General features: G+C 73.6%; 24 protein-coding genes and 1 pseudogene. 14 read left to right on the plus strand and 11 right to left on the minus strand.

Going from position 1 to position 25,156, the window contains the following annotated elements; genetic code table 11:
* Position 1: 1 nt before the first annotated feature.
* From ACZ58X_RS22600 to ACZ58X_RS22610, 3 genes are all read left to right on the plus strand, one after another.
* Positions 2 to 736 (plus strand): leucine-rich repeat domain-containing protein, encoded by a 735-nt coding sequence (locus tag ACZ58X_RS22600; RefSeq protein WP_470335499.1) that lies wholly within the window; start codon positions 2 to 4, stop codon positions 734 to 736.
* Positions 737 to 936: 200 nt separating this feature from the next.
* Positions 937 to 2,202: a threonine--tRNA ligase gene (gene thrS, locus ACZ58X_RS22605; protein ID WP_470335404.1), complete on the plus strand. Its 1,266-nt coding sequence runs from the start codon at positions 937 to 939 to the stop codon at positions 2,200 to 2,202.
* A 204-nt stretch (positions 2,203 to 2,406) separates the two neighbouring features.
* Positions 2,407 to 2,955, plus strand: coding sequence for a hypothetical protein (locus ACZ58X_RS22610; RefSeq protein ID WP_470335405.1), 549 nt, complete (start codon positions 2,407 to 2,409; stop codon positions 2,953 to 2,955).
* A 43-nt stretch (positions 2,956 to 2,998) separates the two neighbouring features.
* Here the strand turns inward: ACZ58X_RS22610 and ACZ58X_RS22615 are convergent, their stop codons facing one another.
* Complete coding sequence (locus ACZ58X_RS22615; protein ID WP_470335406.1) at positions 2,999 to 3,409, minus strand: VOC family protein; 411 nt, start codon at positions 3,407 to 3,409, stop codon at positions 2,999 to 3,001.
* 71 nt (positions 3,410 to 3,480) lie between these two features.
* Between ACZ58X_RS22615 and ACZ58X_RS22620 the strand changes: the two genes are divergently transcribed.
* Positions 3,481 to 3,957: a MarR family winged helix-turn-helix transcriptional regulator gene (locus tag ACZ58X_RS22620; RefSeq protein ID WP_470335407.1), complete on the plus strand. Its 477-nt coding sequence runs from the start codon at positions 3,481 to 3,483 to the stop codon at positions 3,955 to 3,957.
* Between the two features lie 13 nt (positions 3,958 to 3,970).
* On the opposite strand, the gene ACZ58X_RS22625 is transcribed toward ACZ58X_RS22620, so the two are convergent.
* Positions 3,971 to 4,651 carry a C40 family peptidase gene (locus tag ACZ58X_RS22625; RefSeq protein ID WP_470335408.1) on the minus strand — a complete coding sequence of 227 codons (681 nt, stop codon included), beginning with the start codon at positions 4,649 to 4,651 and terminating at the stop codon, positions 3,971 to 3,973.
* A 242-nt stretch (positions 4,652 to 4,893) separates the two neighbouring features.
* On the opposite strand from ACZ58X_RS22625, the gene ACZ58X_RS22630 reads away from it, so the two are divergent.
* Positions 4,894 to 5,301 carry a RidA family protein gene (locus tag ACZ58X_RS22630; protein ID WP_470335409.1) on the plus strand — a complete coding sequence of 136 codons (408 nt, stop codon included), beginning with the start codon at positions 4,894 to 4,896 and terminating at the stop codon, positions 5,299 to 5,301.
* A gap of 10 nt (positions 5,302 to 5,311) precedes the next feature.
* On the opposite strand, the gene ACZ58X_RS22635 is transcribed toward ACZ58X_RS22630, so the two are convergent.
* Both ACZ58X_RS22635 and ACZ58X_RS22640 read right to left on the minus strand, forming a co-directional pair.
* Positions 5,312 to 5,809 (minus strand): SRPBCC family protein, encoded by a 498-nt coding sequence (locus ACZ58X_RS22635; protein WP_470335410.1) that lies wholly within the window; start codon positions 5,807 to 5,809, stop codon positions 5,312 to 5,314.
* Entirely contained in the window at positions 5,806 to 6,243 is a 438-nt protein-coding gene (locus ACZ58X_RS22640) for an ArsR/SmtB family transcription factor (protein ID WP_470335411.1), read from the minus strand. The genes ACZ58X_RS22635 and ACZ58X_RS22640 overlap by 4 nt, the downstream gene beginning before the upstream one ends.
* A 379-nt stretch (positions 6,244 to 6,622) precedes the next feature.
* Between ACZ58X_RS22640 and ACZ58X_RS22645 the strand changes: the two genes are divergently transcribed.
* The 4 genes and pseudogenes from ACZ58X_RS22645 (at position 6,623) to ACZ58X_RS22660 (ending at position 11,069) form a co-directional block, all read left to right on the plus strand.
* Complete coding sequence (locus tag ACZ58X_RS22645; protein ID WP_470335412.1) at positions 6,623 to 7,336, plus strand: ScbR family autoregulator-binding transcription factor; 714 nt, start codon at positions 6,623 to 6,625, stop codon at positions 7,334 to 7,336.
* A 223-nt stretch (positions 7,337 to 7,559) separates the two neighbouring features.
* Positions 7,560 to 7,742, plus strand: a pseudogene (locus ACZ58X_RS22650) (BTAD domain-containing putative transcriptional regulator); the annotation flags it as partial.
* Positions 7,743 to 7,888: 146 nt separating this feature from the next.
* The gene (gene ligA, locus ACZ58X_RS22655) at positions 7,889 to 9,994 is read left to right on the plus strand and encodes an NAD-dependent DNA ligase LigA (RefSeq protein ID WP_470335413.1); all 2,106 of its coding nucleotides are present in this window, start codon (positions 7,889 to 7,891) and stop codon (positions 9,992 to 9,994) included.
* A gap of 283 nt (positions 9,995 to 10,277) precedes the next feature.
* The gene (locus tag ACZ58X_RS22660; protein WP_470335414.1) at positions 10,278 to 11,069 is read left to right on the plus strand and encodes a putative protein N(5)-glutamine methyltransferase; all 792 of its coding nucleotides are present in this window, start codon (positions 10,278 to 10,280) and stop codon (positions 11,067 to 11,069) included.
* A 113-nt stretch (positions 11,070 to 11,182) separates the two neighbouring features.
* Here ACZ58X_RS22660 and ACZ58X_RS22665 read toward each other — a convergent pair whose 3' ends face one another.
* Positions 11,183 to 11,620, minus strand: coding sequence for a PPOX class F420-dependent oxidoreductase (locus tag ACZ58X_RS22665; protein WP_470335415.1), 438 nt, complete (start codon positions 11,618 to 11,620; stop codon positions 11,183 to 11,185).
* 199 nt (positions 11,621 to 11,819) lie between these two features.
* On the opposite strand from ACZ58X_RS22665, the gene ACZ58X_RS22670 reads away from it, so the two are divergent.
* A complete protein-coding gene (locus ACZ58X_RS22670) occupies positions 11,820 to 12,266 on the plus strand; it encodes a hypothetical protein (protein WP_470335416.1) in 447 nt (148 codons plus the stop codon).
* A 127-nt stretch (positions 12,267 to 12,393) separates the two neighbouring features.
* Here the strand turns inward: ACZ58X_RS22670 and ACZ58X_RS22675 are convergent, their stop codons facing one another.
* Together ACZ58X_RS22675 and ACZ58X_RS22680 are read right to left on the minus strand one after the other, a co-directional pair.
* Entirely contained in the window at positions 12,394 to 13,797 is a 1,404-nt protein-coding gene (locus ACZ58X_RS22675) for a pyridoxal phosphate-dependent decarboxylase family protein (protein ID WP_470335417.1), read from the minus strand.
* A 256-nt stretch (positions 13,798 to 14,053) separates the two neighbouring features.
* Entirely contained in the window at positions 14,054 to 15,127 is a 1,074-nt protein-coding gene (locus ACZ58X_RS22680; RefSeq protein WP_470335418.1) for a serine hydrolase domain-containing protein, read from the minus strand.
* Positions 15,128 to 15,391: 264 nt separating this feature from the next.
* Here ACZ58X_RS22680 and ACZ58X_RS22685 point away from each other — a divergent pair, with 264 nt between their 5' ends.
* Together ACZ58X_RS22685 and ACZ58X_RS22690 are read left to right on the plus strand one after the other, a co-directional pair.
* Positions 15,392 to 16,132, plus strand: coding sequence for a GbsR/MarR family transcriptional regulator (locus tag ACZ58X_RS22685; RefSeq protein WP_470335419.1), 741 nt, complete (start codon positions 15,392 to 15,394; stop codon positions 16,130 to 16,132).
* Positions 16,133 to 16,358: 226 nt separating this feature from the next.
* The gene (locus ACZ58X_RS22690) at positions 16,359 to 16,931 is read left to right on the plus strand and encodes a DUF6368 family protein (protein ID WP_470335420.1); all 573 of its coding nucleotides are present in this window, start codon (positions 16,359 to 16,361) and stop codon (positions 16,929 to 16,931) included.
* Positions 16,932 to 16,981: 50 nt separating this feature from the next.
* Here ACZ58X_RS22690 and ACZ58X_RS22695 read toward each other — a convergent pair whose 3' ends face one another.
* Entirely contained in the window at positions 16,982 to 18,265 is a 1,284-nt protein-coding gene (locus ACZ58X_RS22695; RefSeq protein WP_470335421.1) for an MFS transporter, read from the minus strand.
* A 41-nt stretch (positions 18,266 to 18,306) separates the two neighbouring features.
* Positions 18,307 to 18,954 (minus strand): helix-turn-helix domain-containing protein, encoded by a 648-nt coding sequence (locus ACZ58X_RS22700; RefSeq protein ID WP_470335422.1) that lies wholly within the window; start codon positions 18,952 to 18,954, stop codon positions 18,307 to 18,309.
* A gap of 96 nt (positions 18,955 to 19,050) precedes the next feature.
* Here ACZ58X_RS22700 and ACZ58X_RS22705 point away from each other — a divergent pair, with 96 nt between their 5' ends.
* Both ACZ58X_RS22705 and ACZ58X_RS22710 read left to right on the plus strand, forming a co-directional pair.
* The gene (locus tag ACZ58X_RS22705) at positions 19,051 to 19,788 is read left to right on the plus strand and encodes a VOC family protein (RefSeq protein ID WP_470335423.1); all 738 of its coding nucleotides are present in this window, start codon (positions 19,051 to 19,053) and stop codon (positions 19,786 to 19,788) included.
* A 184-nt stretch (positions 19,789 to 19,972) separates the two neighbouring features.
* Positions 19,973 to 20,239 carry a hypothetical protein gene (locus ACZ58X_RS22710; RefSeq protein WP_470335424.1) on the plus strand — a complete coding sequence of 89 codons (267 nt, stop codon included), beginning with the start codon at positions 19,973 to 19,975 and terminating at the stop codon, positions 20,237 to 20,239.
* 88 nt (positions 20,240 to 20,327) lie between these two features.
* Here the strand turns inward: ACZ58X_RS22710 and ACZ58X_RS22715 are convergent, their stop codons facing one another.
* Together ACZ58X_RS22715 and ACZ58X_RS22720 are read right to left on the minus strand one after the other, a co-directional pair.
* Entirely contained in the window at positions 20,328 to 23,279 is a 2,952-nt protein-coding gene (locus ACZ58X_RS22715; protein WP_470335425.1) for a poly(A) polymerase, read from the minus strand.
* A complete protein-coding gene (locus ACZ58X_RS22720; RefSeq protein ID WP_470335426.1) occupies positions 23,279 to 25,129 on the minus strand; it encodes an RNA ligase family protein in 1,851 nt (616 codons plus the stop codon). Before ACZ58X_RS22720 ends, ACZ58X_RS22715 begins: the two co-directional genes overlap by 1 nt.
* Between the last annotated feature and the right edge of the window lie 27 nt (positions 25,130 to 25,156).

Raw genomic sequence — 25,156 nt, forward strand, 5'->3', positions numbered from 1 at the left:
CATGACGCTCAACCTCTGGCGGCAGCCGCTCGGCCCGGTGGCCGCCGAGGTGCTCAGCGCGGTGTGGGACCGCAACGACCTGACCGTGCTCATCCTCGCCGAAGGCGCGCTCTCCGAACTCCCGCCCGGCATCAGCCGGTTGATGCGGCTGCGTACCCTCGACCTCGGCCACAACCTGTTCACCGAGGTGCCCGCCGAACTGACCCGGCTCACCTGGCTGCGGGACTTCCTCTACCTGCACGACAACCAGCTGACCGTCCTGCCGGACGACATCGGGAAGCTCACCGAACTCCGCTACCTCAACGTCGGCGAGAACAAGCTCGCCGAACTCCCGTTCGCCATCGGCAAGATGACCGAGCTGGTCGAACTGCGCGCCCAGCACAACCGGCTCACCGCCCTGCCGGAATCCATCGGCGCCCTCGGCGAACTGCGCGAACTCTGGCTGCGCGGAAACGAGTTGACCGACCTCCCGGCCTCCTTCGGGCTGCTCTCCGAGCTGCGCGAGCTGGAACTGCGGGAGAACGCCCTCGCCGAACTGCCCGCCGTCCTGGCCGGACTGCCGCGGCTGCGCCGGATCGACCTGCGCAGCAACGGGATCACCGGACTGCCCGACTGGCTGGCCGACCCGGCCGCACTGCCCGCGCTGGAGAAGCTCGACCTGCGGTGGAACGACGTCCAGGTGCCGGAGCACCTGCGGGAGGCGCTGGCCGAGCGCGGCTGCGCCCTGCTGATGTGAGCTCTCCCATAAAGATCAACACGAAGGCCCGGGTGCTGCTACCGTGAAAGGCATGAAGCGCGCTGCACTCGCCACGACGACGCCGGAAAGAGTCCCGGCGCGCTGACTGCTGACCTAGTCCGAAGCCCCGGGGCGAGTGCCCCGGGGCTTCGTCGTTCCCGGTCCCACTCGCCCGCGGATCCCGAGTGGAGACCATCCCGATGAACGACCGCCTCGCTCCCGTGAACGACCACCCCGCGCACGACCACCGCAAGCTCGGCCGCGAGCTCGACCTCTTCGACACCGACCCGCTGATGGGCTCAGGCCTGCCGTACTGGCTGCCCGACGGCGCCGCGATCCGGCACACCCTGGAGGAGTTCATCCGCGGCCGCGAGCGCCGGGCCGGCTATCGCCACGTCTACTCGCCGGTGCTCGGCAAGCGCGAACTGTACGAGATCTCCGGCCACTGGGACCACTACCGCGAGGACATGTTCCCACCCATGCAACTCGGCTCGGAGGAGATGGTGCTGCGCCCGAGCCTGTGTCCGCACCACGCGCTGATCTTCCGTTCCCGCCCGCACAGCTACCGGGAACTCCCGCTGAGGATGGCCGAGTTGGGCGGCATGTACCGCTCCGAGCTGTCCGGCGTGCTCGGCGGCCTGACCAGGGTCCGGGCGATCCAGCTGAACGACGCCCACGTCTTCTGCACCCCGGAGCAGGCCGCCGACGAGGCCGTCGCCGCCCTGGAGCTGATCCGTGAGGCGCACCGGGCGCTCGGCATCGTGCCGGTCCGCTACCGGCTGTCGCTGCCCGGCGAGGGCGGCAAGTACGTGGCCGACCCGCAGCTGTGGCGGCGGGCCACCGCGCTGCTGACCGACGTGCTGGAGCGCTCCGGGGTGCCGTTCGAGGCGGCGGAGGGCGAGGCCGCGTTCTACGGGCCCAAGATCGACGTGCAGATCGCCGACGGTGCCGGGCGCGAGTTCACCCTCTCCACCGTCCAGATCGACTTCCACCAGCCCGAACGCTTCAACCTGCACTACATCGGCGCGGACGGCGCCAAGCACCGCCCGGTGATGGTGCACCGCAGTGTGATCGGCAGCGTCGAACGGGTGGTCGCCCACCTGATCGAGCTGTACGGCGGGGCGTTCCCGGCCTGGCTGGCGCCGGCCCAGGTGGTGCTGCTGCCGATCTCCGACGCCGAGCTGCCGCAGGCCGAGCGGCTGCGGCAGCGCTGCCTGGACCTCGGGCTGCGGGCCGAGGTCGCCGGACCGGAGCACGGCAGCCTGGGCGCCCGGATCCGGGAGGCCCGGCTGGTGCCCTACCAGGCGGTGGTCGGCGCCAGGGAGGCCGCGGACGACCGGGTCGCGCTGCGGCTGCGGGACGGCCGCAGGTTGGAGCCGATGGGGGCCGAGGAGGCCTGGGCGCGGATCGGCGCGCTGGTCGCGGACTGCAGCGCCGAACTGTGGCGGGACGCGCCGGCCGGGTGAACCGGGAGCATACGTACGACTAGTGCGGTGCGCGGTGTGTCGGCGGGGCCGGTGGCGAGGGCCGCCCGTCGAATGGGTGGGGTGGCGGCCGGGTCCACGGCCGCCGCCGTCCCCGCCATCGGTTCCGTACCTTCCCTCCCTTCCGTTCCTTCCGTTTCACCCGTCCCTTCCGTCTCCCTCGTCCTCGACGTCCCGGAGGTACCCGTGCGCAGACCGCGCAGCTTCGTCGCTCCCGCCCTCGCCGCCTGCTTGACCCTCGCCGGGGCGGTGGCCGCCGCCCCGGCGAGCTCGGCCGGGCTCCGCCCACTGCCCGTCCCCGAGGTCCAGTACTGTGCCGCCGTCCTCGGCCACCTGCCCGGCGCCGACGGCGCGTCGCCGGTGCTCGGCCGGGCCTGCTCGCCGGACTCCCGCGCCGACGCGCTGGCCCTTGCCGACGGCCGGACCCTCACCCGCGGCGCCGAACAACCGGCCGACCGGACGCTGCTGCTGGAGGAGTACCAGGACGTCGAGTACCAGGGCGGCGTCATCTACTCCTTCTACGGTGACGCCGGCGGCTGCGACGGCACCGGCTACCACCTGGTCAACTACATCAACGTGGCGCTGAACGTCTCCTCGATGAAGGGCTACAACAACTGCAACGCCGTCCACCTCTGGTCGACCCTCAGTGTGGAGAAGACCATGGACCTCCCGGCGCCCCAACTGGGCGCCAACTTCAACGACGCGGTCCGCGAGCTGCAGGTCTTCCACCGCTGAGCGCTCCGGCGCCGCCGACTGCCGGGGGCGCGGCCCCTGGCGGTCAGTAGGACTGCAACTCGATCAAGTGGCCCTCGGGGTCGCGCAGGTGGGCGCTGCGCAGGTCGGGTCCCCACTCGGGGCGGTCGGTGGCCGGGACGGCGAGGACGCCGCCGTGCCGGAGGCAGAGGGCGAGCGCCTCGTCCACGTCGTCGACCCGGAAGACCAGCATCGCGGGGTCCTGGGTGGGGGTGGCCGGGCGGGCGGGCAGCCCGGCGGTGCCCAGGGTGGCGGACATCGCGGCGCGGTCGTAGAGCACCAGGACGGCCTGCTCGTCGACGTCCCAGTTGGCGTACGGGCCCTCGGGTGTGCCCTTGACCAGGGTGGCGCCGGTGAGAGCGGGGAGGACGGCGCGGTAGAAGCCGAAGGCCTCGGCGAAGCGGGTGACGAGCAGGCGGGGGTAGAGGGCGTCCACGGTCGGGCTCCAGCGGGGATCTGAATCAGTGGGTCCAGACCCACTATAGGGAATGACCCTAGAATGCCGCCATGGCCTCCGAGATCCCCGCCCCGCCCGACGCGCTGCCGCCGACCCTGCTGGGCCTCAGCACCTTCCTGCTCGCCCGGACCGGCCGTACCGCGCGGGCGCGGCTCGCCGGGCAGCTGACCGAACGCGGCCTGCGGCTCTGGGACCTGGCCGTGCTGGCGGCCCTCGTCGACTTCGGGCCGCAGGCGCAGCGCGACCTCGTCCGGCGGCTGGGCATCGACCCGAGCGACCTGGCCAAGGTCGCCGACCAGCTCGGCGCGGCCGGGTACGTCGAGCGCAGCCGGGACCAGGCGGACCGCCGACGGGTCTCGGTGTCGGTCACCGCTGCCGGGCGGGCACTGCTCGCCGAACTGGAGGAGCGGGCGCGGGCGGTGCAGGACGAGCTGCTGGCCCCGCTCGACCCGGCGGAGCGCCGGGTGCTGCACGAACTGCTGCTGCGGGTGGAGCAGGGGGCATCGGAGTGGCGCGCCCCCGCGTGATCCGCCGGGCGCCCTAGCCGGGCAGTGCCCCGGGGCGGCGGGCGCCGGCGAACTCGTTGGCCCAGCGCGGGACGTCGAGCACGTGCTCGACCCGGGCGATCAGGGTGCCGGTGCGCTCGGCGTGGATCATCGCGCCGTCGCCCGTGTAGATGCCGACGTGGTGCAGCGGGGCGTCGGGGCGGGAGAAGAACAGCAGGTCGCCGGGGGCCAGGGCGTCGCGTGCGACCGGGGCGCTGCGGTTGAACTGGGCCACGGTGTAGTGCGCGAGCTCGACGGTGCCGTGGCTGGCGCGGTACCAGCAGTACAGGGACAGCCCGCTGCAGTCGAAGCCGACCGTGCTCTCGCCCATGCACACGCCGTTCAGGTAGCCGTTCTCGCCGTCGCAGAAGCCGAGGCCCGGGCCCAGCCGGTCGCCGCCGCCCCAGGCGTAGGGGAGGCCGAGTTGGGCCTCGGCCACCGTGACGACCCGCTGGCCGAGGACGGTGGCGGGGTCGGTGGCAACGGGGTCGGTGGGCGTGGGGTCGGTGGGCGTGGGGTCGGTGGGAGCGGGGTGGGCGTCGGCGGGCGGTGCGGCGTGGGCGGGTTGGGGCGCTGCGGCGAGGGCCGGGGTGAGGCCGGCGCCGAGGGCGAGGCCGAGCACGCGGCGGCGTCCGACGCCGGAAACCCGGTCGCGGTCGGGGGGTTGGGACTCCATCGGTCGACTCCTCCTGGCTGGGGGCTGGCCGGTCGCGCCCGACGGTGGTCGATCGTGGTGCCGGCGTGGGTCGACACCAGGATCGGTGCCCGAGGGTGTCGTCCGCCATCGCCCACAACGGTGAATCGTGGGTACACGGGCCTTGGAGCGGAAGGGATTTCGCCCGAAATCGGTTTGACGGCGGTTCGTACGGGGCCAACGATGAGCGCGAACGTTCGGTCGCGATCTCCTCGGAGGGCCCCATGAACAGCGCGGTCAAGCTGGTCCGCAACACCCGCCTGACCCAGGCCGTCGACTACGCCTACGCGGCGGTGGTCGACGCCCCGGTCCGCTCGCTCTGGCTCGCCGGGGCCTGCCCGTTGGACGGGGAGGGCCGGACGGTCGCGGTCGGCGACTACGAGGGCCAGGCCCACCAGGTGATGCGCAATCTGATAACCGTGCTGGAGGACGCGGGCGCGGGGCTCACGGACATCGCCCGCACCACCGTGTACGTGGCCTCCGGCGACCAGGCGGACCTGGTGAAGGTGTGGAACGTGTACCGGGAGTACCTGGGGGAGCACGACGCCCCCAGCACGCTGCTCGGCGTCTCGGTGCTCGGCTACACGGACCAGCTGGTGGAGGTGGAGGCGGTGGCCGTGCTGCCCCGATGAATCCGGGTACTCAGGAGGAGGGGGCGGCGGCGAGCAGGGCGTCCAGTTTGCGGTAGCCCTCGGTCACGCCGCGCTCCATTCCGCTGGCCAGGATCGCGTCCCGGGCCACCAGGCTGTCGACCACCGACAGGACGGTGACCCGGGTGCGGCCCTCGCCGACGGGCTCGAAGGCGGCGGTGTCCAGCGAGACGCCGTCCGGCACGCCCTCGAAGGTGAAGGTCTGGACGAGTCGGGTGGCCGGCCGGACTTCGTGGAAGGAGCCGTAGAAGGCGGCGACCTCCTGGCCCTCGCGGTGCATCGAGTAGCGGTAGTGGCCGCCGGTGCGGGCCTCCCACTCGTCGATCTTGAGGTCGAGGTCCTCGGGGCCGAGCCACTGCGCGACCAGCCCGGGCTCGATCCAGGCCCGGAAGACCCGCTCCAGCGGGGCGTCGAACTCGCGGACGATCCGGATGGTGGGCAGTGCGGGGTCCGCCTCGATGCGGGTCTCGCGGCCGGTGGTGGAGGTCATGACGGGTCTCCTTCGGTGGGTGCGGTGAGGCGGTCGGTGCGGGAGTGGGTGCCGGTGTCCGGGGTCGGACCCGGGGCAGGGGCAGGGGCGGCGCCCTCGGCGGCGGCGTCGGTGTCGTCCATGGCCGCGAGGACGGCGTCCAGGCGGCCGAAGCGGGCCTCGGCCCGGCTGCGGTAGCGCTCGATCCAGCTCGTCATCACGTCGAACACCTGCGGCTCCAGGTGGCACGGCCGCCGCTGGGCGTCCCGGCTGCGGCTGACCAGCCCGGCCTCCTCCAGCACCTTGAGGTGCTTGGAGACGGCCTGCATGGACATCGCGTAGGACTCCGCCAACTCGCCGACGGTCGCGTCCCGGACCGAGAGCCGGGCGACGATGTCGCGCCGGGTCGGATCGGCCAGGGCGACGAACGCCCGGGAGAGCTGGTCGACGGCCACGGTGGCACCTCTGTTCTTCCTCAACCGATTGGTTGAGAACAACGCTACCCCCACTCGCCTGCGTGTTCAACCGCTCGGTTGAGGAAGTCACGGGGGGCCGGATTCCGGCGGGTGTGTTCCGAGGAAGAAACCGTTCATTCGGTTTCTTGGCGACGGTGCGGGGCGGTAGTCGTCTTCCCGGCCGATCCCCAGGGGCGCGATCTTGTCATTGCCGAGTCGGGAACTGGCGGACCGTCGACGGTAACTCCCCGGGCGGGTGGGGGAGGAGAGGGTGGGTCGGCTGCCTCATCGGCATCGCCTTGTCGTCCGCAGGGCGCTCGTAGCTAAGATACGGGGTGTTTGGTTTGGTTTTCCCGGGGCTCAGGGCGGGGTGGTTGCGGTGGTACGGCAGGAACGGGCGCTCCGGACGCGCCGGCTGATCCTGGAGGCCGCGGCGTCGGTCTTTGACGAGTTCGGCTACGAGGGCGCGACCATCGGGGAGGTGGTCTCCCGGGCGGGGGTGACGCGCGGTGCGGTGTACTTCCACTTCGCCTCGAAGCGGGACCTCGCGAAGGGAGTCGTCGAGGAGCAGTTCGTCCAGGACGGAGTGCCGGAACGGAGCTGCAAACTCCAGGAGTTCGTGGACACCGGGATGGTGGTGGCGCATCTGATGCCCCGCGATCCGCTGCTCAGTGCCGGCGCCCGGCTCTCGCTCGGCCAGGACGTGTTCGACGACTTCGGCGGCGGTGCGATCCCCGGCTGGATCAGCCGGATGGAGGCGCTGCTGGTCGCCGCCGGCGAGCGGGGCGAACTGCTGCCGCACGTCGTCCCGGCCGACACCGCCTGGCTGATCACCGCCGCCTGGACGGGTGTTCAGATCCAGTCGCAGAAGCTGTCCGGCCGGGCCGACCTGGAACTGCGGGTGTCCGGGCTGTTCCAGCACCTGATGCCGAGCGTCGCGGTGCCCGGAGTGCTCGGGTCCTTGCAGATGGGGCCGGACCGCGGGAGGCAGGTGGTCGCCGAGGTCGCGGCGGCCCGGGTGGCGGAGGGTGCCGCTGACGGGCCGTCGGCGGAGGTCGGGGTGCGGGCGGCAACGGGCCCCGGAGCTGGATGAGTTGAGTGGGTCCGGCCTGCTGCCGGCAGGGTCGGAAGAGCGCGGGTGCATGGGTGGCGGCGCAGATCCACGGGGTCCGGTGCCGCCTTCGGTTTGTCCGCGCCCGGCGTCAGGGTGTCGGCGCCTGGTCCGTAAGAAACAGCGCGTACGGTTTTGTATTGACAAACCGCACGTCCTGTTTTTCACGGAGGACGGTTGCCCCAGGGGTGTCGACCCGGGGGTCCTGATCGCCCTGCACCGCTCCGGCCGCCGGGGCGAGGCCCTGGCGGCCTACCAGCGCCTGCGCGCCACCCTGGTGGAGGAGTTGGGCATGGAACCGTCCGCAGGGCTGCGCCGGCTCCAGCGTTCCATCCTGCTGGCCGGCTCGGAGCGGCCGGAGCGCGAACCCGCGCCGGCGGCGCCGTAGCCGGTCCGAGGTCGGCCCGGCCCGAGGTCGGCCCGGTCCGGCCTCGGGCCCGCCCACCCGGGCCACTCGGCCGATCGGGTACCCGTGCTCCGGCCTGCCCGTGCCGGACCGGGTCGAATGTCAGTGCGCCTCGCCATGATGGCGGTATGAAGGACGCAGCCACCACGGCCACCCCCGCCACCCCCGCCTCCCCGCAGGCCTACGCCGACGCCGTCGCCACCGCCGTCCGGGCCGCCGCGGCGTACTACGGCGACGGCTCCACCCCGCTCGGGGACGACGAGTACGACGCCCTGGTCCGGGGGATCGAGGCCTACGAGCGCGAGCACCCCGAGCAGGTGCTGCCCGAGTCGCCCACCGGCAAGGTGGCCGGCGGCGCGGTCGTCGGCGACGTCCCGCACAGTACGCCGATGCTCTCGCTCGACAACGTCTTCTCCGCCGGGGAGCTGGAGTCCTGGGCCGCCGGGCTGGAGCGACGGCTCGGCAGACCGGTCGCCGCCTGGTGCGTCGAGCCCAAGCTGGACGGCCTCGCCGTGGCCGCCCGCTACCGGTCCGGCCGGCTGCACCAGGTGCTCACCCGGGGCGACGGCCTGGCCGGGGAGGACATCACCCACGCCGCCGACGCCGTACTCGGCCTGCCTGCCCGGCTCAGCGAGCCGCTCGACGTGGAACTGCGCGGCGAGGTGCTGCTCACCCACGAACAGTTCGAACAGGCCAACGCCGTGCGCACCGCCCACGGCGCCACCCCTTTCGCCCACCCGCGCAGCGGCGCCGCCGGCACCCTGCGGGCCAAGGACCGCCCGTACCGGGTCGAGCTCACCTTCTTCGGCTACGACGCCCACGGCCTGCCCGGCCTCGACCACGCCGCGCTGCTCGCCCGCCTCGCCGAACTCGGCGCCAACACCGCCGCCACCACCGCGGCCGCACCCCGCCGCTGCGCCACGCTCGCCGAGGCCGAGCAGCGGATCGAGGAGATCGCCGCGCTGCGCACCGCGCTGCCCTTCGGCATCGACGGCGTCGTGGTCAAGGCGGACGCGGTCGCCGACCAGGAGGAGGCCGGCTCCGGCTCCCGCGCGCCGCGCTGGGCGGTCGCCCGCAAGCTCCAGGCCCAGCACAAGGTCACCCGGCTGCTCGCCGTGGAGTGGAACGTCGGCCGCACCGGGATCATCGCGCCCCGCGCGGTGCTCGAGCCGGTGGTGATCGACGGCGTCACCGTCACCTACGCGACGCTGCACAACCCCGCCGACATCGAACGCCGCGGACTGATGCTCGGCGACCAGGTGTTCGTCTACCGCGCCGGCGACGTCATCCCGCGGGTCGAGGCGCCGCTGGTGGACGAGCGCACCGGCGCCGAGCAGCCGATCGCCTTTCCCGAGGTCTGCCCGCGCTGCGGCGACGCCATCGACCGTTCGGAGCAGCGGTGGCGCTGCGTGCGCGGCCGCGGGTGCCAGGCCGTCGCCTCGGTGATCTACGCGGCCGGGCGCGACCAGCTCGACATCGAGGGCCTCGGCGGCACCCGGGCCGTCCAGTTGGTCGAATCCGGGCTGGTCGCCGACCTTGCCGACCTCTTCACCCTGACCAAGGAACAACTGCTCACGCTGGAGCGGATGGGCGACACCAGTGCGGACAACCTGCTCGCCGCCATCGAGACCGCTCGCATCCGCCCGCTGAACCGGGTGTTCTGCGCCCTCGGCATCCGCGGCACCGGGCGGACGATGTCGCGGCGGATCGCCGCGCACTTCGGCAGCATGGCCGCGATCCGGGCCGCCGACGCGGAGGCGCTGGCGGGCGTGGACGGCATCGGGGCCGAGAAGGCGGCCGTGATCGTCGCCGAACTCGCCGACGTGGCAGTGCTGTTGGACCGACTGGCGGAGCAGGGCGTGGGGACGGCGGTCACCGAGCCGCTGGTCGCTGCCGTTGTTGCTGCTGCTGCCGCCGCTTCCGGCGTGGCGACCGAAGGCGTGGCGGGCGAGGGTGTGGCGGGCGAGGGTGTGGCGGTGGCCGGTCCGTTGGCCGGGCAGAGCGTCGTGGTGACCGGGAGCATGACCGGCGTCCTGGCCGAGCTCTCCCGTAACGCGATGAACGAGCTGATCGAGCGGGCGGGCGGAAAGGCCTCCTCCTCGGTGTCCAAGCGCACCACCCTGCTGGTCGCGGGGGAGAAGGCGGGCTCCAAGCGGGCCAAGGCGGAGGAGCTCGGCGTGCCGGTCACCACCCCGGAGGAGTTCGCCGTCCTGGTCGCCGACTTCCTCGGCTGACCGCGCGGCTGACCGGGAGGCTGACCGCACCGCCGCCCGCGCGGCTGAGTGGCCGGTCGGCGGAGCCGGTCGGTGCGGTAGGGTGGCCGACGCTGTACACGACGAACACGACCACGAGCCAGGGAGGTGAGACCCATTACCGGTATGTCCGAGCGGGTGCTCCCGGAGCGCGGCCGTGCGGGCGCATCGCGCGCGTAGCGCGGGCGCACCGACGCGGCGTCGGCCCTGGCGGGAGCCCTGACGGAGTCCTCCGTTCTCCTCCTGTCCTGCCCTAGGGGTCCCTTTGTCGGTCTTCTCCTCCGCTGCTCTCCGTTCCTCCGTCGTCTCCCGACTGCGCGCCGTCGGCTGCGTTTTCGCCGAGGACGAGGCCCGGATTCTGCTCACCGCCGCCGCCTCGCCCGCCGAACTGGCCGCCATGGTCCGGGCCCGCGCCCAGGGCCGACCGCTCGAACACGTCGTCGGCTGGGCCGAGTTCGCGGGCCTGCGGATCGCCGTCGACCCCGGCGTGTTCGTCCCGCGCCGACGCAGCGAGTTCCTGGTCGCCGAGGCCGCCCGACGCGTCGACCCCGGCGCGGTGGTGGTCGACCTGTGCTGCGGCAGTGGTGCCCTCGGCGCCGCCGTGGCGGCCCAGGTGGACCACCCGGTCGAGCTGTACGCCGCCGACCTCGACCCCGCGGCCGTCCGCTGCGCCCGGCGCAACCTGGCCGGGACGGGCGCGCGGGTCTACGAGGGCGACCTGTTCGCGCCCCTGCCCGAGGCGCTGCGCGGGCGGCTGGAGGTGCTGATCGCCAACGTCCCGTACGTACCGACCGCGGACGTCGAGCTGTTGCCGCCCGAGGCGCGACTGCACGAGGCCCGGCCCGCGCTGGACGGCGGGGCGGACGGACTGGACGTGCTGCGCCGGGTGGCCGCGGCAGCGCCCGGGTGGCTGGCGGCGGGCGGGGCGCTGCTCTTCGAGACCAGCGAGCGGCAGGCGGCCGGTGCGCTGGAGGTGGCCCGGGCGGCGGGGCTGGCGGCGGAGGTGAGCCACGAGGAGGAGCTGGACGCGACGGTCGTCACGGCGATCCGGCACTGACGGTCGTCCGTGGGCGGTCGTCCGTGGATGGTCGTCCGTAGGCGGTCAACGGCCCGGCCACCGTTCCCCCGTGACGGTGGCCGGGCCGAGCCGGTCGGTCGCCGGTCGCCCGGTCAGATCCGGGCGCCGTACACGTGGTCGACCGGGATGGTGAGCAGCACCCGGCTGTCGGCGACCATGACCTCGCGGTAGTCCGCCCAGTCGGGGTGCTCGCCGGCGGCGCGGCGGTAGTACTCCACCAGGGCCTCGACCTCGGGACCGTCGGGGTCGAGGCCCGGTCCGGTGAGGGTGGCGGTGCCCTCGGCGGTGGCCCAGGAACGGCCGTCCGGTGCGGTCACCTCCAGGCTGACCCGCGGGTCCCGGCGCAGGTTCGCGGTCTTCGCGAGGCCCTCCCGGGTGGAGATCAGGATGACGTTCGCGTCGCGGTCGTAGTACGGCAGCACCGGTGAGAGCTGGGGCCGGCCGTCGGCCTTGATGGTGGCGAGGATGCCGAGGCGGCTCTGTGCGAGCAGGTCGTACGGGTCGTACGGGTGGCGCGTGGTGGCGGTCATGGGAGCATCATCGGGCCTCACACCGGTGTGAAGGTCAAGACCCGGCAGGCGTGTTGTGCCGCTGACGCCTGGTTGGCCCCGAAAGACGAGGATCTGCGGAATCGCCGGTGGCCGCCGCCGTACCGGGACTAGGGTCGGGAGCCGACGGGGTGTGACGACCCGTCACCGAGTGCTGATCCGAACCGAGGGAGCACGCGCGATGGCTGCCGACTACCGGCCCAGGGAAGTGCTGGAGTTCTCCGACGACCTGCACCATGAGGACGTCGTCCCGTTGCAGGCCTTCCTGTCCGCCCGGCTCGGCGAGGTGGTCGAGGCCCAGCCCGGGGGCAGTACCGCCCGCTTCGCGGCCGAACGCCTCGCCGATGTCACCCGCCGCGACTGCATCCACCTCGGCGACCTCCTGGTCGCCTGGCGCGAGGTGGTGGTCGAGGACCGGATGGATGTGCCCGGGGAGACCCAACGGCTGCGCCAGGACGTGATGTTGTGGTGGGAGCGGCTGTGCGGGACGGCCGACGGCTTCCGCGACCACCCCGACCACAGCCCTCGGTGGCGGGCGCTGCGGTTCCTGAACCTGGCCCACGCCGAGCTGATGGCCGGCCTGACGGACCTGTCGCGGGGCGGGTACGGGGACGGAGCGCATCCGTGAGTGCGAGTGCCCGAACGCCCGAGTGCCCGAGTGCCTGAATGCCTGAATGCCTGAGTGCCCGAATGCCTGAGTGCCCGAACGCCCGCCACCCCGGCCACCGTCCGGGCGGTGGCCGGGGTGCGGGGGCTCAGGAGTCGGTCGCGATGATCACGGCGGTCGCGGCGGAGAGCGCGGCGGCCGTCCGTCGCACGTCCGCCTCCGTGGTGCGCCAGTTGCTGAACGCCGCGCGCAGGGCGGGCAGGCCCCCGTACCGGGTCGGGGTGAGGAAGGCCTCGGCGGCGAGTTCGGCGGCGAGGGCGGCGAGGCGCTCCGGGGTGGGGTCCTCGGCGAGGGTGAAGCAGACGACGTTGAGGCGGACCGGTGCGAGCAGCCGCAGGCCGTCGATGGCCTCGACCGCCTCGCCGAGTGCACGGGCCCCGGCGACGTTGCGCTCCACGATCTCGCGGTGGCCGGCCCGGCCGTAGGCGCGCAGCGTGAACCAGGCGGCCAGGGCGCGCAGGCGGTGCGAGTTCTCCGGGGTCAGGTGCACCAGGTCGGGGTGGTCGCCGACCGGGCCGAGGTAGGCGGCGGCGTTCTGGAAGACCCGGGCCTGGAGGTCGCGGCGGCGGGTGAACTGCACGGCGCTGTCGTAGGGCACGTTGAGCCACTTGTGCAGGTCCACGCAGACCGAGTCGGCGAGGTCGAGCCCGGCGACCAGCTCGGCGTGGCGGGGGGAGAGCGCGGCGAAGGCGCCGAAGGCGGCGTCCACGTGCAGCCAGAACCCGTACCGCTCGCGGAGGGCGGCGATCGCCCGCAGGTCGTCGAAGTCGACGGTGTTCACGGTGCCCGCGTTGGCGACCACGACGCACGGGCCGCCGGCCTCGGCGAGGGCCCGCTCCAGGGCGGCCACGTCCACGGCCTCCCGGCCGGGCAGGGTGGGGACGGGGGTCAGCGCGGTGCGACCGAGGCCCAGGACGGACAGCGCCTTGGCCACGCTGGAGTGCGCGCTGCCCGACAGTACCCGGACCCGGCCCAGCGCGGCGACCCCGTCCTCGGCCACGTCGACCCCGAGGCGTTCGCCCAGCCACTCGCGGGCGATCGCCAGGCCGACCGTGTTGGACTGGGTGGCACCGCTGACGAAGGTGCCGCTGTGCGCGGGGGAGAGCCCGAACAGCTCGCGCAGCCAGCCGACGGTCTCCCGCTCCAGGTGCTGACCGGCCGGGTCGAGCGAGGAGTTGGAGTTCTGGTCGGCGGTGGCGGTCAGCCAGTCGCCCACCAGCGCGGCCGGGGTCGCCCCGCCCGTCACGAACCCGAAGTAGCGCGGCCCGGCGCCGCCCGACAGCCGTGGCTCCCAGCGCTCGCCGAACTCGGCCAGGGCCGCCCGCAGTCCGTCGGCGTGCTCGCGCAGCGGCGCCGACGGCGTCGGTCGGTCGGCCTCCTTCGGGATGACCGGCCGGTCCTCGAGCCCGCCGAGGAAGTCGACGGCCCGCTGCCGGGCCTCCTCCAGCAGGGCGGGCAACTGGTCCAGGTCGGCGGCGAGTTCGCGGTGCATGGGGTTCTCCGTTGATCGATGGCCAGGCCGAGGCTAGCGGCGGACGGAGCGGGCGTCGCGGGCCAATTCACTGCCGGTGGCCCGGGCGGTCGCGGGGCGGAACTGCCGGGGCGTCGCTACTTGGGGCCGCCGGGCGCGGGGCCTCGGGCCAGGCGGCGGCGTCCGCTGCCGGACTGAACCGTCCCGGGACGGTCGGCGGACCCGGGACGGGGCGGCTGAAAGCCCAGCGGCGGGGCACTGAACGCGGCCGGGTGCGTCACCGGGTTTCGGCGGGGGGAAATGCCGCTTCCAGTACCTTGAAGAAGGCGGCGATCGGGTTGACCCAGTCGCCGTTCACGTTGCAGACGACCAGGCGCTTGCCGTCGCGGGTGCCCATCACGTACGTCCAGGAGCCGTTGAGTGCGCCGCCGCCGCCGAAGACGGTGACGCCGTTGGGCAGGGTCTGCTCGAAGGCGCCCATGCCGTACCTGGTGTTGGGGATCCAGCCTGCGCCTTCGGTCGAGATGGTGGCCCACATCTCGGCCTGCAGGGCGGGCGAGAAGAGTTCGCCGCCGAGCAGGGCGTTGAAGAAGCGGCCGAGGTCGGCGGTGGTGGAGACGATGCCGCCGGCGGCCCAGCCCAGCGACGTGTCCCATTCGGTCACGTCGTAGACCTTGGCGTCGGGGTCGCCGACCGGCAGTTTCGTGTACAGCCGGGGGTGCGGCCCGTCGATGGTGGTCTCGGTGCCGGGAAGGTAGGTGCCCGTCAGGCCGAGCGGGTGGAGGATCAGCCGGGAGAGCTCCTCGGCGAAGCTGCGGCCGCCGGCCCGCTCGATGATCAGGCCGAGGAGCACGTAGTTGGCGTTGGAGTATCGGAAGGCGGTGCCCGGTGCGAAGTAGGGCGGGTACTTCACGGCGAGCTGTATGAGCTGTTCGGGGGTCCACGTGTCGAAGCGGTGGGCGAGGTACCGGGTGGTGACGTAGCGGTCCATCATGTCCGGGTCGTCGAAGGCGTAGTTGACGAGGCCGCTGGTCTGCTGCAGCAGGTGCCTCACGGTGATGGCGCTGCCGTCGTTGCCGTTTCCCTGGACCAGGCCGGGCAGCCACTGTTCCACGGTGTCGTCCAGGCGTAGCCGGTGTTCGTCCACGAGCTTGAAGGCCACGGTGGCGGTGAACGCCTTGGTGAGGCTGCCGATGTAGAACTGCTCGCCGTGGGTGCGTGCGCGCCCGGTCTCGATGTCGGCCACCCCGGCGGTGCCGAACCAGCTACGGTCGCCGTCGCGGACCTCGGCAACGATGCCGGGCAGGCCCTGGGCGACTGCCTGCTCAAGAGCGTCCTGGATCTTGTTCATGACGTCGTTCCTCTCGGGCTCGCGGGGCGGTGTCGGCCGCGCCGCAATCGGTGTTCGGTACGGGTGAAAAGCTATGGTGCGTTCGATATTCGGTCAATCAAAACATCGGCCAGATTCTCCATTTGCGCAGGTAGTGAGCGTGCAAGTGGTGCAATGGTCTTGATGTCGAATGCACCGACCCCTCTCGCTTGTTGCAATGAGATGGGGATGAACGCACACTGATCGGCGATGTGACCGAGGCGGACCGAAACAGGGAGGACACCGATGCCAGGAGGCAGGCTCAGCCACCAGGAACGCCGGACCATTGCGGAGGGACTGGCCGAAGGGCTCGCCTACGGCGAGATCGCCAGAGGTCTGGACCGGCCGACCTCGACCGTCACCAGGGAGGTCAACCGCAACGGCGGACCCGCCGGCTACCGGGCGGACCGGGCACACCGGGCCACCGAGCGGCGCGCCCGCCGCCGCAGAACCGCCCCGACACGGACGCCGCCGGTCGAAACCGACGCCCACGGACGCCACCGGGAGGCGGTGCACGACTTCGAGGAACGGTTCACCGCGCTACTCGTCCAGACGGGACTGCCGAAGACGGCGGCCAGAGTGCTGGGTTGCCTGTACGCCGCTGACACCGGCAGCCGCACCGCGGCGGAACTGGTACAGCGTCTCCAGGTCAGCCCCGCAACGATCTCCCTGGCCGTGCACTACCTGGAGGAGCAGGAACTCATCCGGCGCGAACGCGACCCAGGAAAGCGCCACCAACGCTACGTCATCGACGACGACGTCTGGTTCCGGGCCATGCTCGCCAGCGCCAGCGCCAACGCGTTGCTCGCCGAGGCCGCCCACCAGGGCGCCCGGACACTGGGCGCCACCACACCCGCCGGTAGGAGACTCGCCGACATGGGCCGGTTCCTCACCCATGTCGGCGAGGACCTGGTCACATCGGCCGAGCACTGGCGAGCGGCGTTCTCCGCCGGGCCGGCCTCTGGAACCGCAGACAATCATCAATGAGAGGCCTCACCGCCTGGCTCGGACGCCCCGAGTTCCGCACGGTCAAGTGATCTTCGGTGAAGGCGCGTTGCGGGTCCGGGGCGGAACCGGGGCCGGCTTCGATGGCGGGGCCGAGGGCGGGGCCGGTGAGGTCGAGCCCGCAGAGGCGGTTCACCGGGACAAACCAGTGGTGCTCGCGCCGGGCCGGAGGCAAGCTGGGCGGCACGTCGACGAACGGGGAACGGACATGGGCGGGCCGGCGGCCGGGTTGTGGCTGACGGAGCGGCGCAGCGCCGTCGAGGCGGCGCCCTGGCTGGCGGAGTTCTGCGAGATCCGTGCGGAGGGGGACGACTCGGTCGAGTTCGCCCTCCGGGACCCGTCGGCGCTCGGACTCCCCGGCCTCGATGTCTCCTCGCTCGGCCCCTTCCAGCTCGGCCCGGAACCCCTGGACGACGACGAGTACTTCGGATTCCCTGGGTTCCACCACCCACCGGTGACCGCGCTGTACGTGGTCGCCTATTGCTCGGGGCGGGAGAACCACCTGGCCCTCGGGCACCTGGTGCGGTTCCTGGCCGAACGCTTCGACGCGTTGATCGACCTCAACGGTCTGCTCGGCTACTGCCGGCCCTCCACCGGGCTCTCCGCCGAGGATGAGGCGGCCGGCCTGGCCGAGGCCCACGCCTTCGTGTCCACGCTGCCGGGCCGGACCTGGCAGCTGCCGTACGCGACCTCCGGCGGCGGCCGCTGGTACGGCCACATCGGCGACGTCGAGTTCCTGACCGCCTGGCTCGCGCACCCCGAGTTCCGCATGGTCAAGTGACCACTGGCCGAGCCCAGTTGACGGCCACGGTCGAACCGGGGCGCTGGGCGCTACCGGCGGGGGAGTTCGGCGGTTCGGACCGCTCGGGAGGTGAGGGCGTGGAGTGCGCCCAGGGAGGAGAGGGCGCCGCAGGCGAGGAACACGGGGGCTGCGCCCCAGGTGCCGATGGCGGCGCCGACCAGGGGGTAGCTGAGCGGGGCGAGGCCGACCATGGTGAGCATGACGACGGAGGTGACCCGGCCGAGGTAGGCGGGGTCGGCGGTGGTCTGGACGAGGGCGCCGTCCAGGGTGCCGAAGACGCCCGCGTTCAGGCCGACGAGTGCGGCGAGCACCGCGGCGGACCACAGGGTGGGGGCCAGGCCCATGGCAGCCGCTCCGATGCTGCCCAGCAGCAGGGTGACGGCCATGGTGAGTCCGGCGCGGGGCAGTCGGCCGACGACGGCGAGCAGGGTGGCGCCGACGGTGGCGCCCGCGCCGAAGCAGGCGACGATCAGCCCGTAGCCGGACGGGCCCCAGCCGCGTTCGGCGTTGAGCAGGACCATGCCGACGTTCAGGGTGCCGGTCAGGCCGAGCTCGCAGACGGCCCCGACGAGGACCAGCGGGCCGAGCAGGCGGTGGCGGCGGATGTAACGCAGCCCGTCAATCAGGTCCGTGCGGGCGGAGGCGCGGTCGGTCGGGCTGGTGGCGGTGGTGTCGCCCGGGGGTGGGTCGAGGGGGCGGATGCGGACCGAGAGGAGGAGGGGCAGTGAGAGGGCGAACAGGGTACCCGCGACGGTGAAGGCGGCCGCCGGGCCGCCGAGGCCCATGGCCAGGCCGCCGATCGGCGGGCCGGCGATCTGGCCGAGGCGCATCGCGAGCGAACGCAGTCCGGTGACCCGGGCCAGCTGGTCGGGGCCGGTGATCCTGGGCGGCAGGGCGCCGACGGCGGGTACGAACAGGGCGTCCACGGCGCCGAACACCAGTGCCACCGCGACCAGCAGCCAGAGGGCGGGCATGGTCAGGGCGATGGCGGCCGCGACCGAGAGGATGAGCAGGCAGCGCAGGGCGTCGCTGCCGAGGATCACCCGGCGGGGATCGAACCGGTCGGCGACCACTCCGCCGCCGAGCATCAGCACCGCCCGGGGCAGCGCCCCCGCGGCCATCACCAGGCCGACCTCGGCGGGCCCGGCGGCCCGCTGCGCGGACCAGCCGAGGGCGAGGAAGTAGACGCTGTCGCCCACCAGGGAGGCGGTGTAGGCGGTGAGCCAGCGCAGGACGTTCGGGTCCCGGTGGGCGGGCGCGGTCCCGGGGTCGGCGGTGGAGCGTATCGGAGGGGTCGTCTCCAGCGTGGCCATGGCGGGGCTCCGGGGGCTCGGGGCGGGCGTGGGTGGCGGTGTCAGGGGCGGAACGGGAAGCCGTACACGTGGACGGACACGTGTTCGCGGCCCTCGGTGGCGCCGGCCGCGCGTGCGGCCTTGCCGCGCTCCCGCCAGCGCCGACTGAGCTCCTGCAACTCGTCGCCCAGCTCGGCGAGTTCGGCGGCCGTGAGGTCGAGCAGCCACTCGGCGGTGAAGGCGGCGTCCGTCCACTGCGAGCCCCAGGCGGAGCTCTGGTCCAGGTAGTTGCGGTACTGGGCGGCCCGGCTGTCGACCAGGCTGCGGCTGACGGCGCCGACGGCGGCCGCGCCCTCGGGGGTGCCGGAGAGGTCCGACTCGCGGAAGCTCCAGCCCTCCTCGGAGGAGACCTGCCACCAGCGCTCGCGCCCGTCGCCGCTCTGGGTGGCCGCCTCGGTGACGAAGCCGTGCTCGGCGAGCTTGCGCAGGTGGTAGCTGACCAGGGAGGGCGCCTGGTCGACCTGTTCGCCGAGCTGGGAGGCGGTGGCGGTGCCGGCGAGGTAGAGCAGGCGGTAGAGCTGCATGCGCAGGGGGTTGGTGAAGGCCTTGAGGCGGGAGAGGTCGGTGATCCACTCGGAAGGGGGTTGTTGCTGCGGTTGCTGCGGTTGCTGGGGGGTCTGGGGGGTCTGGGGTTCGGCTGGCTCGGGCATGTCTTCACGGTAGGTCCGAAAGGAATGTTGCGCAATGAAAACTGCGCAACGAATATTTCCGATCTTTCCGGAGCGGAGCCTTCTAGGATCTTCGGCATGGCGACGAGACTCGTGCAGATCAACATGAAGGCCCGGGACGATGCGGCGCTCGGCCGGTTCTGGGCGGAGGCGCTGGGCTGGGGCATCGACCACGAGGCGCCCGGCGTGACCAACCTCGAACCCGTGGGCTTCGCCTACCCCGACCCGGCGGCGGTCTGCATCGACCTGGTCGTCAGCGAGGAGCCCAAGACGGTGAAGAACCGGGTCCACCTCGACCTGGCCACCACCTCGGCCGCCCACCAGGCGGAGCTGGTCGCGCGCTTGACGGACCTCGGCGCCACGCTCGCCGACGTGGGGCAGGGTGACGTCCCGTGGACGGTCATGGCCGATCCGGAGGGCAACGAGTTCTGCGTGCTGGAGCCCCGCGAGGTGTACCGGGACACCGGGCCGATCGCCGCGGTGGTGGTCGACTGCGCCGACCCGCGAGGAATAGCCGGGTTCTGGGGCGAGGCGATGGACTGGACGGTGCACGAGGTCACCGACGGTTTCGCGTCGATGCGTTCCGCCCGGGGCGTCGGCCCCTACCTGGAGTTCATCCGTACCTCCGATGCCAAGAGCGGGTGGAACCGCGTCCACCTCGACGTCAGCCCCTACCGCGGTGACGACCCGGCGGCGGAGGAGGCCCGGCTGCGCGCCCTGGGTGCCACCGACCCCGGGATCGACCAGTCCGCGATCTCCTGGACGATCCTGGTCGACCCGGAGGGCAACGAGTTCTGCCTGCTCAGTCCGCGCTGAGGCGGGGTGGGGTTCGGGTCGTGGGTGGGGCGGTGACTGGTGCGCCGTCGCCGGACGACGGGGCCGGGCGGTGAATGGTTCACCCCTCGTTTGGTTTGACGCGAACATGACGTGCATCGTTGTCGGGCCCGGAACCGCGGTGCCAGGATCGGCGCACTGTCCGTACGAACCAATGGGAGAACCCATGAGGATGCGTACCGCTCTGCCCGTCGCCCTGCTCACCGCGGTCGGCCTGTTCGCCGGCGTCCACACCGCCACGGCGGCGGGCGGCTACCCCGGCTTCCAGTGCTTCAAGACCGCCGACCGCGACGTGTACTGCAGCGACGCCAAGGTCAAGAACCACGCCACCGGCGCCGCCTGGATCGCGTCCTGCCCGGCCGACGTCGTCGCGCACATCAGCGGCAAGCCGTACATCGCGGCCTCGCGCCCCGCCTCGGCGCACAGCTGTTGATCGGCTGAGGCTGTTGACGGGCCCGCCCGGCAGACATGCGCCGGGCGGGTTCGCTCGTCTCCAGGTCCGGTGGTTCCCGGGTTCCAGGTCAGCGGGTGAGGGTCGGGACGGCGCCGCACTCGACCTGGTCGACCTGGACGCCGGGCAGACCGCGGGACCAGGCGGTGGCCACCGCGGCGAGCACGGCGCGGGGCAGCGGTGCGGGGCCGAGGCCGATCGGGAAGTGGGTGCGGCCGTCGCGGCTCCGGTAGGGCTGGGGCCAGGCGTGGAGCCGGGTGGCGCCTGCCTCCTCCAGCGCGGTGAGGAGGCTGCGGAGGCGGCCGCGCGCGGGTCCGGCGGACTCCTGGTCGGCGGAGACCACGGCCCAGGCGGCGTGGCGACGGTGCAGCGGGGGCGGGGTGAGCAGCTCGGGCCAGGGATCGGGACCGGTGGTGGTGAGCTCCCAGGCGCGGTAGAGCTCCTCGGTGAGCTGGTCCCGGGTGTCCGGTCCGACCTGGGTGGTGCAGCTGCGGACGGGGGCGGAGGGGGTGAGGACGGTCAGCGGGCCCTGGGCCGGTTCGGAGCCGGATTCCCCGGTGGTGGCTTCCCCGGTGGCGGACTCCCTGCTGGCGGACTCGCCGCTGGTGGGCTCCCCGCTGGTGGGCTCCCCGGTGAGGGCGATGGCTTGGCGCCAGTCCCAGGAGGCCCAGGTCTCGGTGAAGCGCTGGAACAGGTCGTCCTCGGGAGTGTCCGGCAGGTCGAGGACGGTCCGGGCGGCGAGCACCGACCAGGCCAGCGAAGGCAGTTGACCGAACGGCGCGCCGTCCAGGCCGCGCGCCCGGGCCCAGGACTTGACCTGCCGGGCCAGCCGGACGAACCTCGGCCGCCGCTCGCCGAGCGCGGCGAGGATCGCCTCGGCGTCGGTGACCGCGCTCAGCGCGACGGCCGCCGCCCCGCCCAGCTCGGTGCGCCGGGCGACCGCCTCGGCGGGGTCGAGGATGCCGGTGAACACCACGACGAGGTCGACGGTCAGCCCGTCCGCCTCCAGCCGCAGCCCCGGCACCCGGGCGCCGCGCACCTCGCGGAGCCGACGGGCCTGCGGCAGGGCGGCCGCCACCCGGGCCAGCACCCCGGGCAGGTCGGCCGGGCCGGGCAGCGCCGCCACCAGGTCCAGGTCGCCGCCGTCCAGCTGGCAGCCGAGCCGCCGCGAGCCGACCTGGTGGACCACCCCTGCGGGCAGCGCGGCGGCCAGCCGGCGGGTCAACTCGTCCGCGACGGCGGTGCGGTGCGGGGACTCGGGGTGGAGCGACACCGTCGGCTCGGCCGGCAGCACCCGCACCTCGCCCGTCCCCAGCGACACCACCGCGCGCGGGCGCATCGGCTCCTCACCCCGGCGGGACAGCACCACCAGCTCGCCCACCCGGGCATCCGCCCCGTGCAACCGGGCGGCGCAGTCGGCGGCTACCCGCTGGGGGTCGTCGCTGCGCCCGAGGCTCAGGTGCGGGGTGTACCCCTCGGCGCGGCCCCGGCAGCGGGGGAAGCGGCGCTCCAGGGCGTGCCGCAGCGCCGCCCAGGGTTCGGCCGCGCCGGCGGCCGGGTCCAGCCAGATCGTCGCGTCCTCGCGGTGGCCGAAGGTGTGCACGCCCTCCAGCCGGGCGGTGAACGGGGCCACCTCGGCGGCGGCCGCGCCGAGCAGCGGCAGCGCGCGGTCGAACTCGGACTCCGGCACGAAGCCGAACAGCAGGTTGACGTGCGGGGGCCAGCGGCGCAGCTGAGGGTCGTACGCGGTGCGCAGCTCCTGGATGGGTGGCCACAGTTCCTCGGGTGGCAGCCAGGCGACGGCCGTCCGGGGGGTGGGTGCGGCGTCCAGGGAGTCCGGGGAGTCCGTACCGTCGAGGGCGAGGTCGACGGCCACGCCGTAGTGGTCGGAGGGGTGGAGGCCGTCGGCGGTGGGCCGGTCGCCGAGCAGGGTGGCGGCGGTGGCGCCGGCCCGGTCGGCGCGGTACAGGACGCGGTCGATCCGGCCCGGGCGGCCGGTGAGGGAGGAGACGGCGGCGAGCGGGTTGACCGTGGGGTCGAAGGTGGGGGTGTCGTCGCCCGGGCCGTGCACCTGGACCCAGGCGTCCCGGAGGCCGAGTGCGGCGGCGGGGCCGGCCGGGCCGGAGCGGGCGTCGTTGAAGTCGCCGAGCAGCAGCAGTTCGCCGTCGACCCCGGCCAGGCCCTCGGCCAGCCGGACGAGTTCGGCCTGGCGGCGGGCGGGGCCGTCCGCCGAGTGGTCGCTGCTGAGGTGGACGGCGGCGACGGTCAGCGGCGCGCCGGCGGTCCGGACGGTGACGGCCGTGACGGCCTTGTGCGGGCCCAGCGCGTGCCGGCCGGCCTCCAGGACCGGGAGACGGCTGAGCAGCAGCAGGCCGTACTCGGGCACGTCGCGACCGGACGGGTCGGTGCCGAGGACATAGCGCTCGCGGACCCAGGGCTCGGCCAGCAACTGGACGACCAGGGCGGGCTCGACCTCCTGGAGCGCGATGACGTCGGCGTCGGCGTCGGCCAGTGCGGCGAGCAGCAGGGGTCGGCGGCGGGCGGTGGCGATCCGGTCGGCGTCGTAGCGGTCCCACAGGGTGTTCCAGGTGACCACGCGCAGGGTGCCGATGGCGGCGGTGGAGGGGGCGGCGGTGCCGGCGGCGGTGCCGGGGCCGACGGTCGTGCCGGTGCCGGCCGGGGTGCCGTCTGCGGTGTGGTGGGGCTGCCAGCCGCCGTCCGGCCGCCAGGCGTACGGGGTGGTGGCGGTGAAGAAGGGCGCGGGCAGGTGGTGCGGTTCGGCGCGGTGCCCGGCCTCCGTGGTGTCGAGGTCGTCCACCCCGGTGGTGCGGTCCCACACGACGACGCCGTCGGCCTCGACCTGGTACACCCGGTGCCAGGGGATCTCGCCGGAGACGAGGAAGGCCTCCAGCGGGACGCGCTCGGTGCGGTCGTCGCGCTGGCGCACGCCCAGGGTGAACCGGGCCGGGTCGAAGCGGGCGTCCCAGCGGATCCGCTGGCAGACCTGTTCGATGGGGCGCATCAGTCCTCCTCGGAGTCGAGCGTGCCCGCCGTGTCCTCCACGGTGCCACCGGGGCCGACGTACCAGGTGCGGTGCGCCTGCCCGGGGTAGGGCGGGTTGAAGCGGCGCAGCTGGGCGGAGAGCACCTCGGGCGGTACCGGGTGCGGGCGGACGGCGTTGCGGCGCAGCAGCTCCTGCTCGCCGACCAGCAGCACCACCTGGGTGAGCAGGGCGTCGCGGCGCCGGGCGGTGCCGTGGACCTGGGAGCGCTGCTCGCGGTTGAGCGAGGTGGCGTCCCAGACCACGGTGGCGTCCCGGTCGGCGAGGGCGGAGTCCAGCCGGGCCAGGGCGGTGCGCAGCACCTCGGGGTTGTTGCGCTGGTCGGCGCGCGAGCCGCGGGCGGCGCGCAGGTCGTCCAGGCTGATCCGGGCCGAGACGCCGGGCAGGGCGGCCGAGAAGGTGCTCTTTCCGCTGCCGGACGGGCCGCTCAGGTGGACCAGCCGGGGGAAGCGGCCGTCACGCCAGCGCCAGGTGGCGGCCACCGCCTCCTCGACGGTGCTGATCCGGCCGAGCGCGTAGGCCTCGCGGGCCTGGGCCCAGCAGCGGTCGGCGGCGTCGGGGCCGTCGGGAGTGTCGGCGGCGAGGCCGGCGAGAGCCTCGCGCAGGCCGGTGCGCAGCCAGGCCAGCGGGTCGGGGTCGAGCAGTCCGGCGTCCTCGGCGTGCAGGGCCGACCAGGCGACCTGCTCCCGCTCGGCGGGCCCGGGGGCGGCGGTCGCGGCCACCGCGTGCAGCACGCCGAGGTCGGCTGCGCTCGCGAGCCGGACCAGCCCGGCGCGGCGCTCGGCGTCCGGGTACGGCTGCTGGAGGCCGGGGTGCAGCCCGACCAGGTCGGCGACCCGGCGGGCCAGGGGCAGGCCCAGGCGGTCGGCGAGCCGGGGCGCGAGCGACTCCCGGCGGGCGGAGCGCAGTGCGGTGGCCAGCACGCCGGCCAGTCGGGCGTCGCCGGTGCGACCGAGCTCGTCGAGGCGGGCGGAGACGTCGGCCAGCTCCTGCGACCGGCGGTCGGGGCCGGGTGGGCTGTTGGGTTCGGTCGGGGCTCCGGGGGCGGTCGGGGCGCTGGGTGTGGTCGGGGCTCCGGGTGTGGGCACTGCGCTGGTTGTGGGCACTGCCGCGAGTTCGGGCAGGCCCAAGGCCTCGGCCAGCAGCGGGAGTTCCGGCAGCCGGCCGGACCGGATGTCCCAGAGCGGCGCGTCGGGGCCGAGGCTGTTCTCCACCACGGCGGCGTGCATCCAGTGGGTGTCGGTCCGTACGTGCTGCGGGCGGACCCACTTGGCGACCCGCTCGCCGAACTCGCCCCGGGCGAAGCCCCGGACGGTCCGGACCACGTAGCCCTCCTGGCGGTCGAGGTCCAGGCGCAGGGTGCGCAGGGCCCGTTCGTCGAAGCGGCCGCGCCAGAGCACCCGGGGTGTGGGGATGCCGAGGCGGCGCAGGAAGCGCACGGTGGCGTCCCAGTCGAGGCACTCGTCCCGGTCCGTCCAGACCGAGAAGCCGTAGAACCAGCTGTCCAGGTCGGTGTACGGGATGGAGTGCCGGGCGAACAGGTTCTCGCCGCAGATCCGCCAGCCGTCCGGGATGCGGGCGCCGACCCGGTTCTGCAGGCCCTTGACCCAGGCGCGGGAGGGGTGGTGGGCGGAGTCCAGTGAGCGGGCGTGCAGGCCGTCGGGGTAGAGGGTGGTGTTCTCGCCGTCCAGCTTCTCGGTGACCACGACCTCCGCCCCGGCCAGGTCGGAGACGTCCCCGGTCCGTACGTCGTCCGCCGCAGCCCCCGGTGACCAGGGGAGATGCGGCGTCCGGGGGTAGTGCACACGCATGCCGAGCTCCCTGAACGTCCTTGATCC

It is taken from the genome of Kitasatospora sp. NPDC040550 (genome assembly GCF_055594965.1).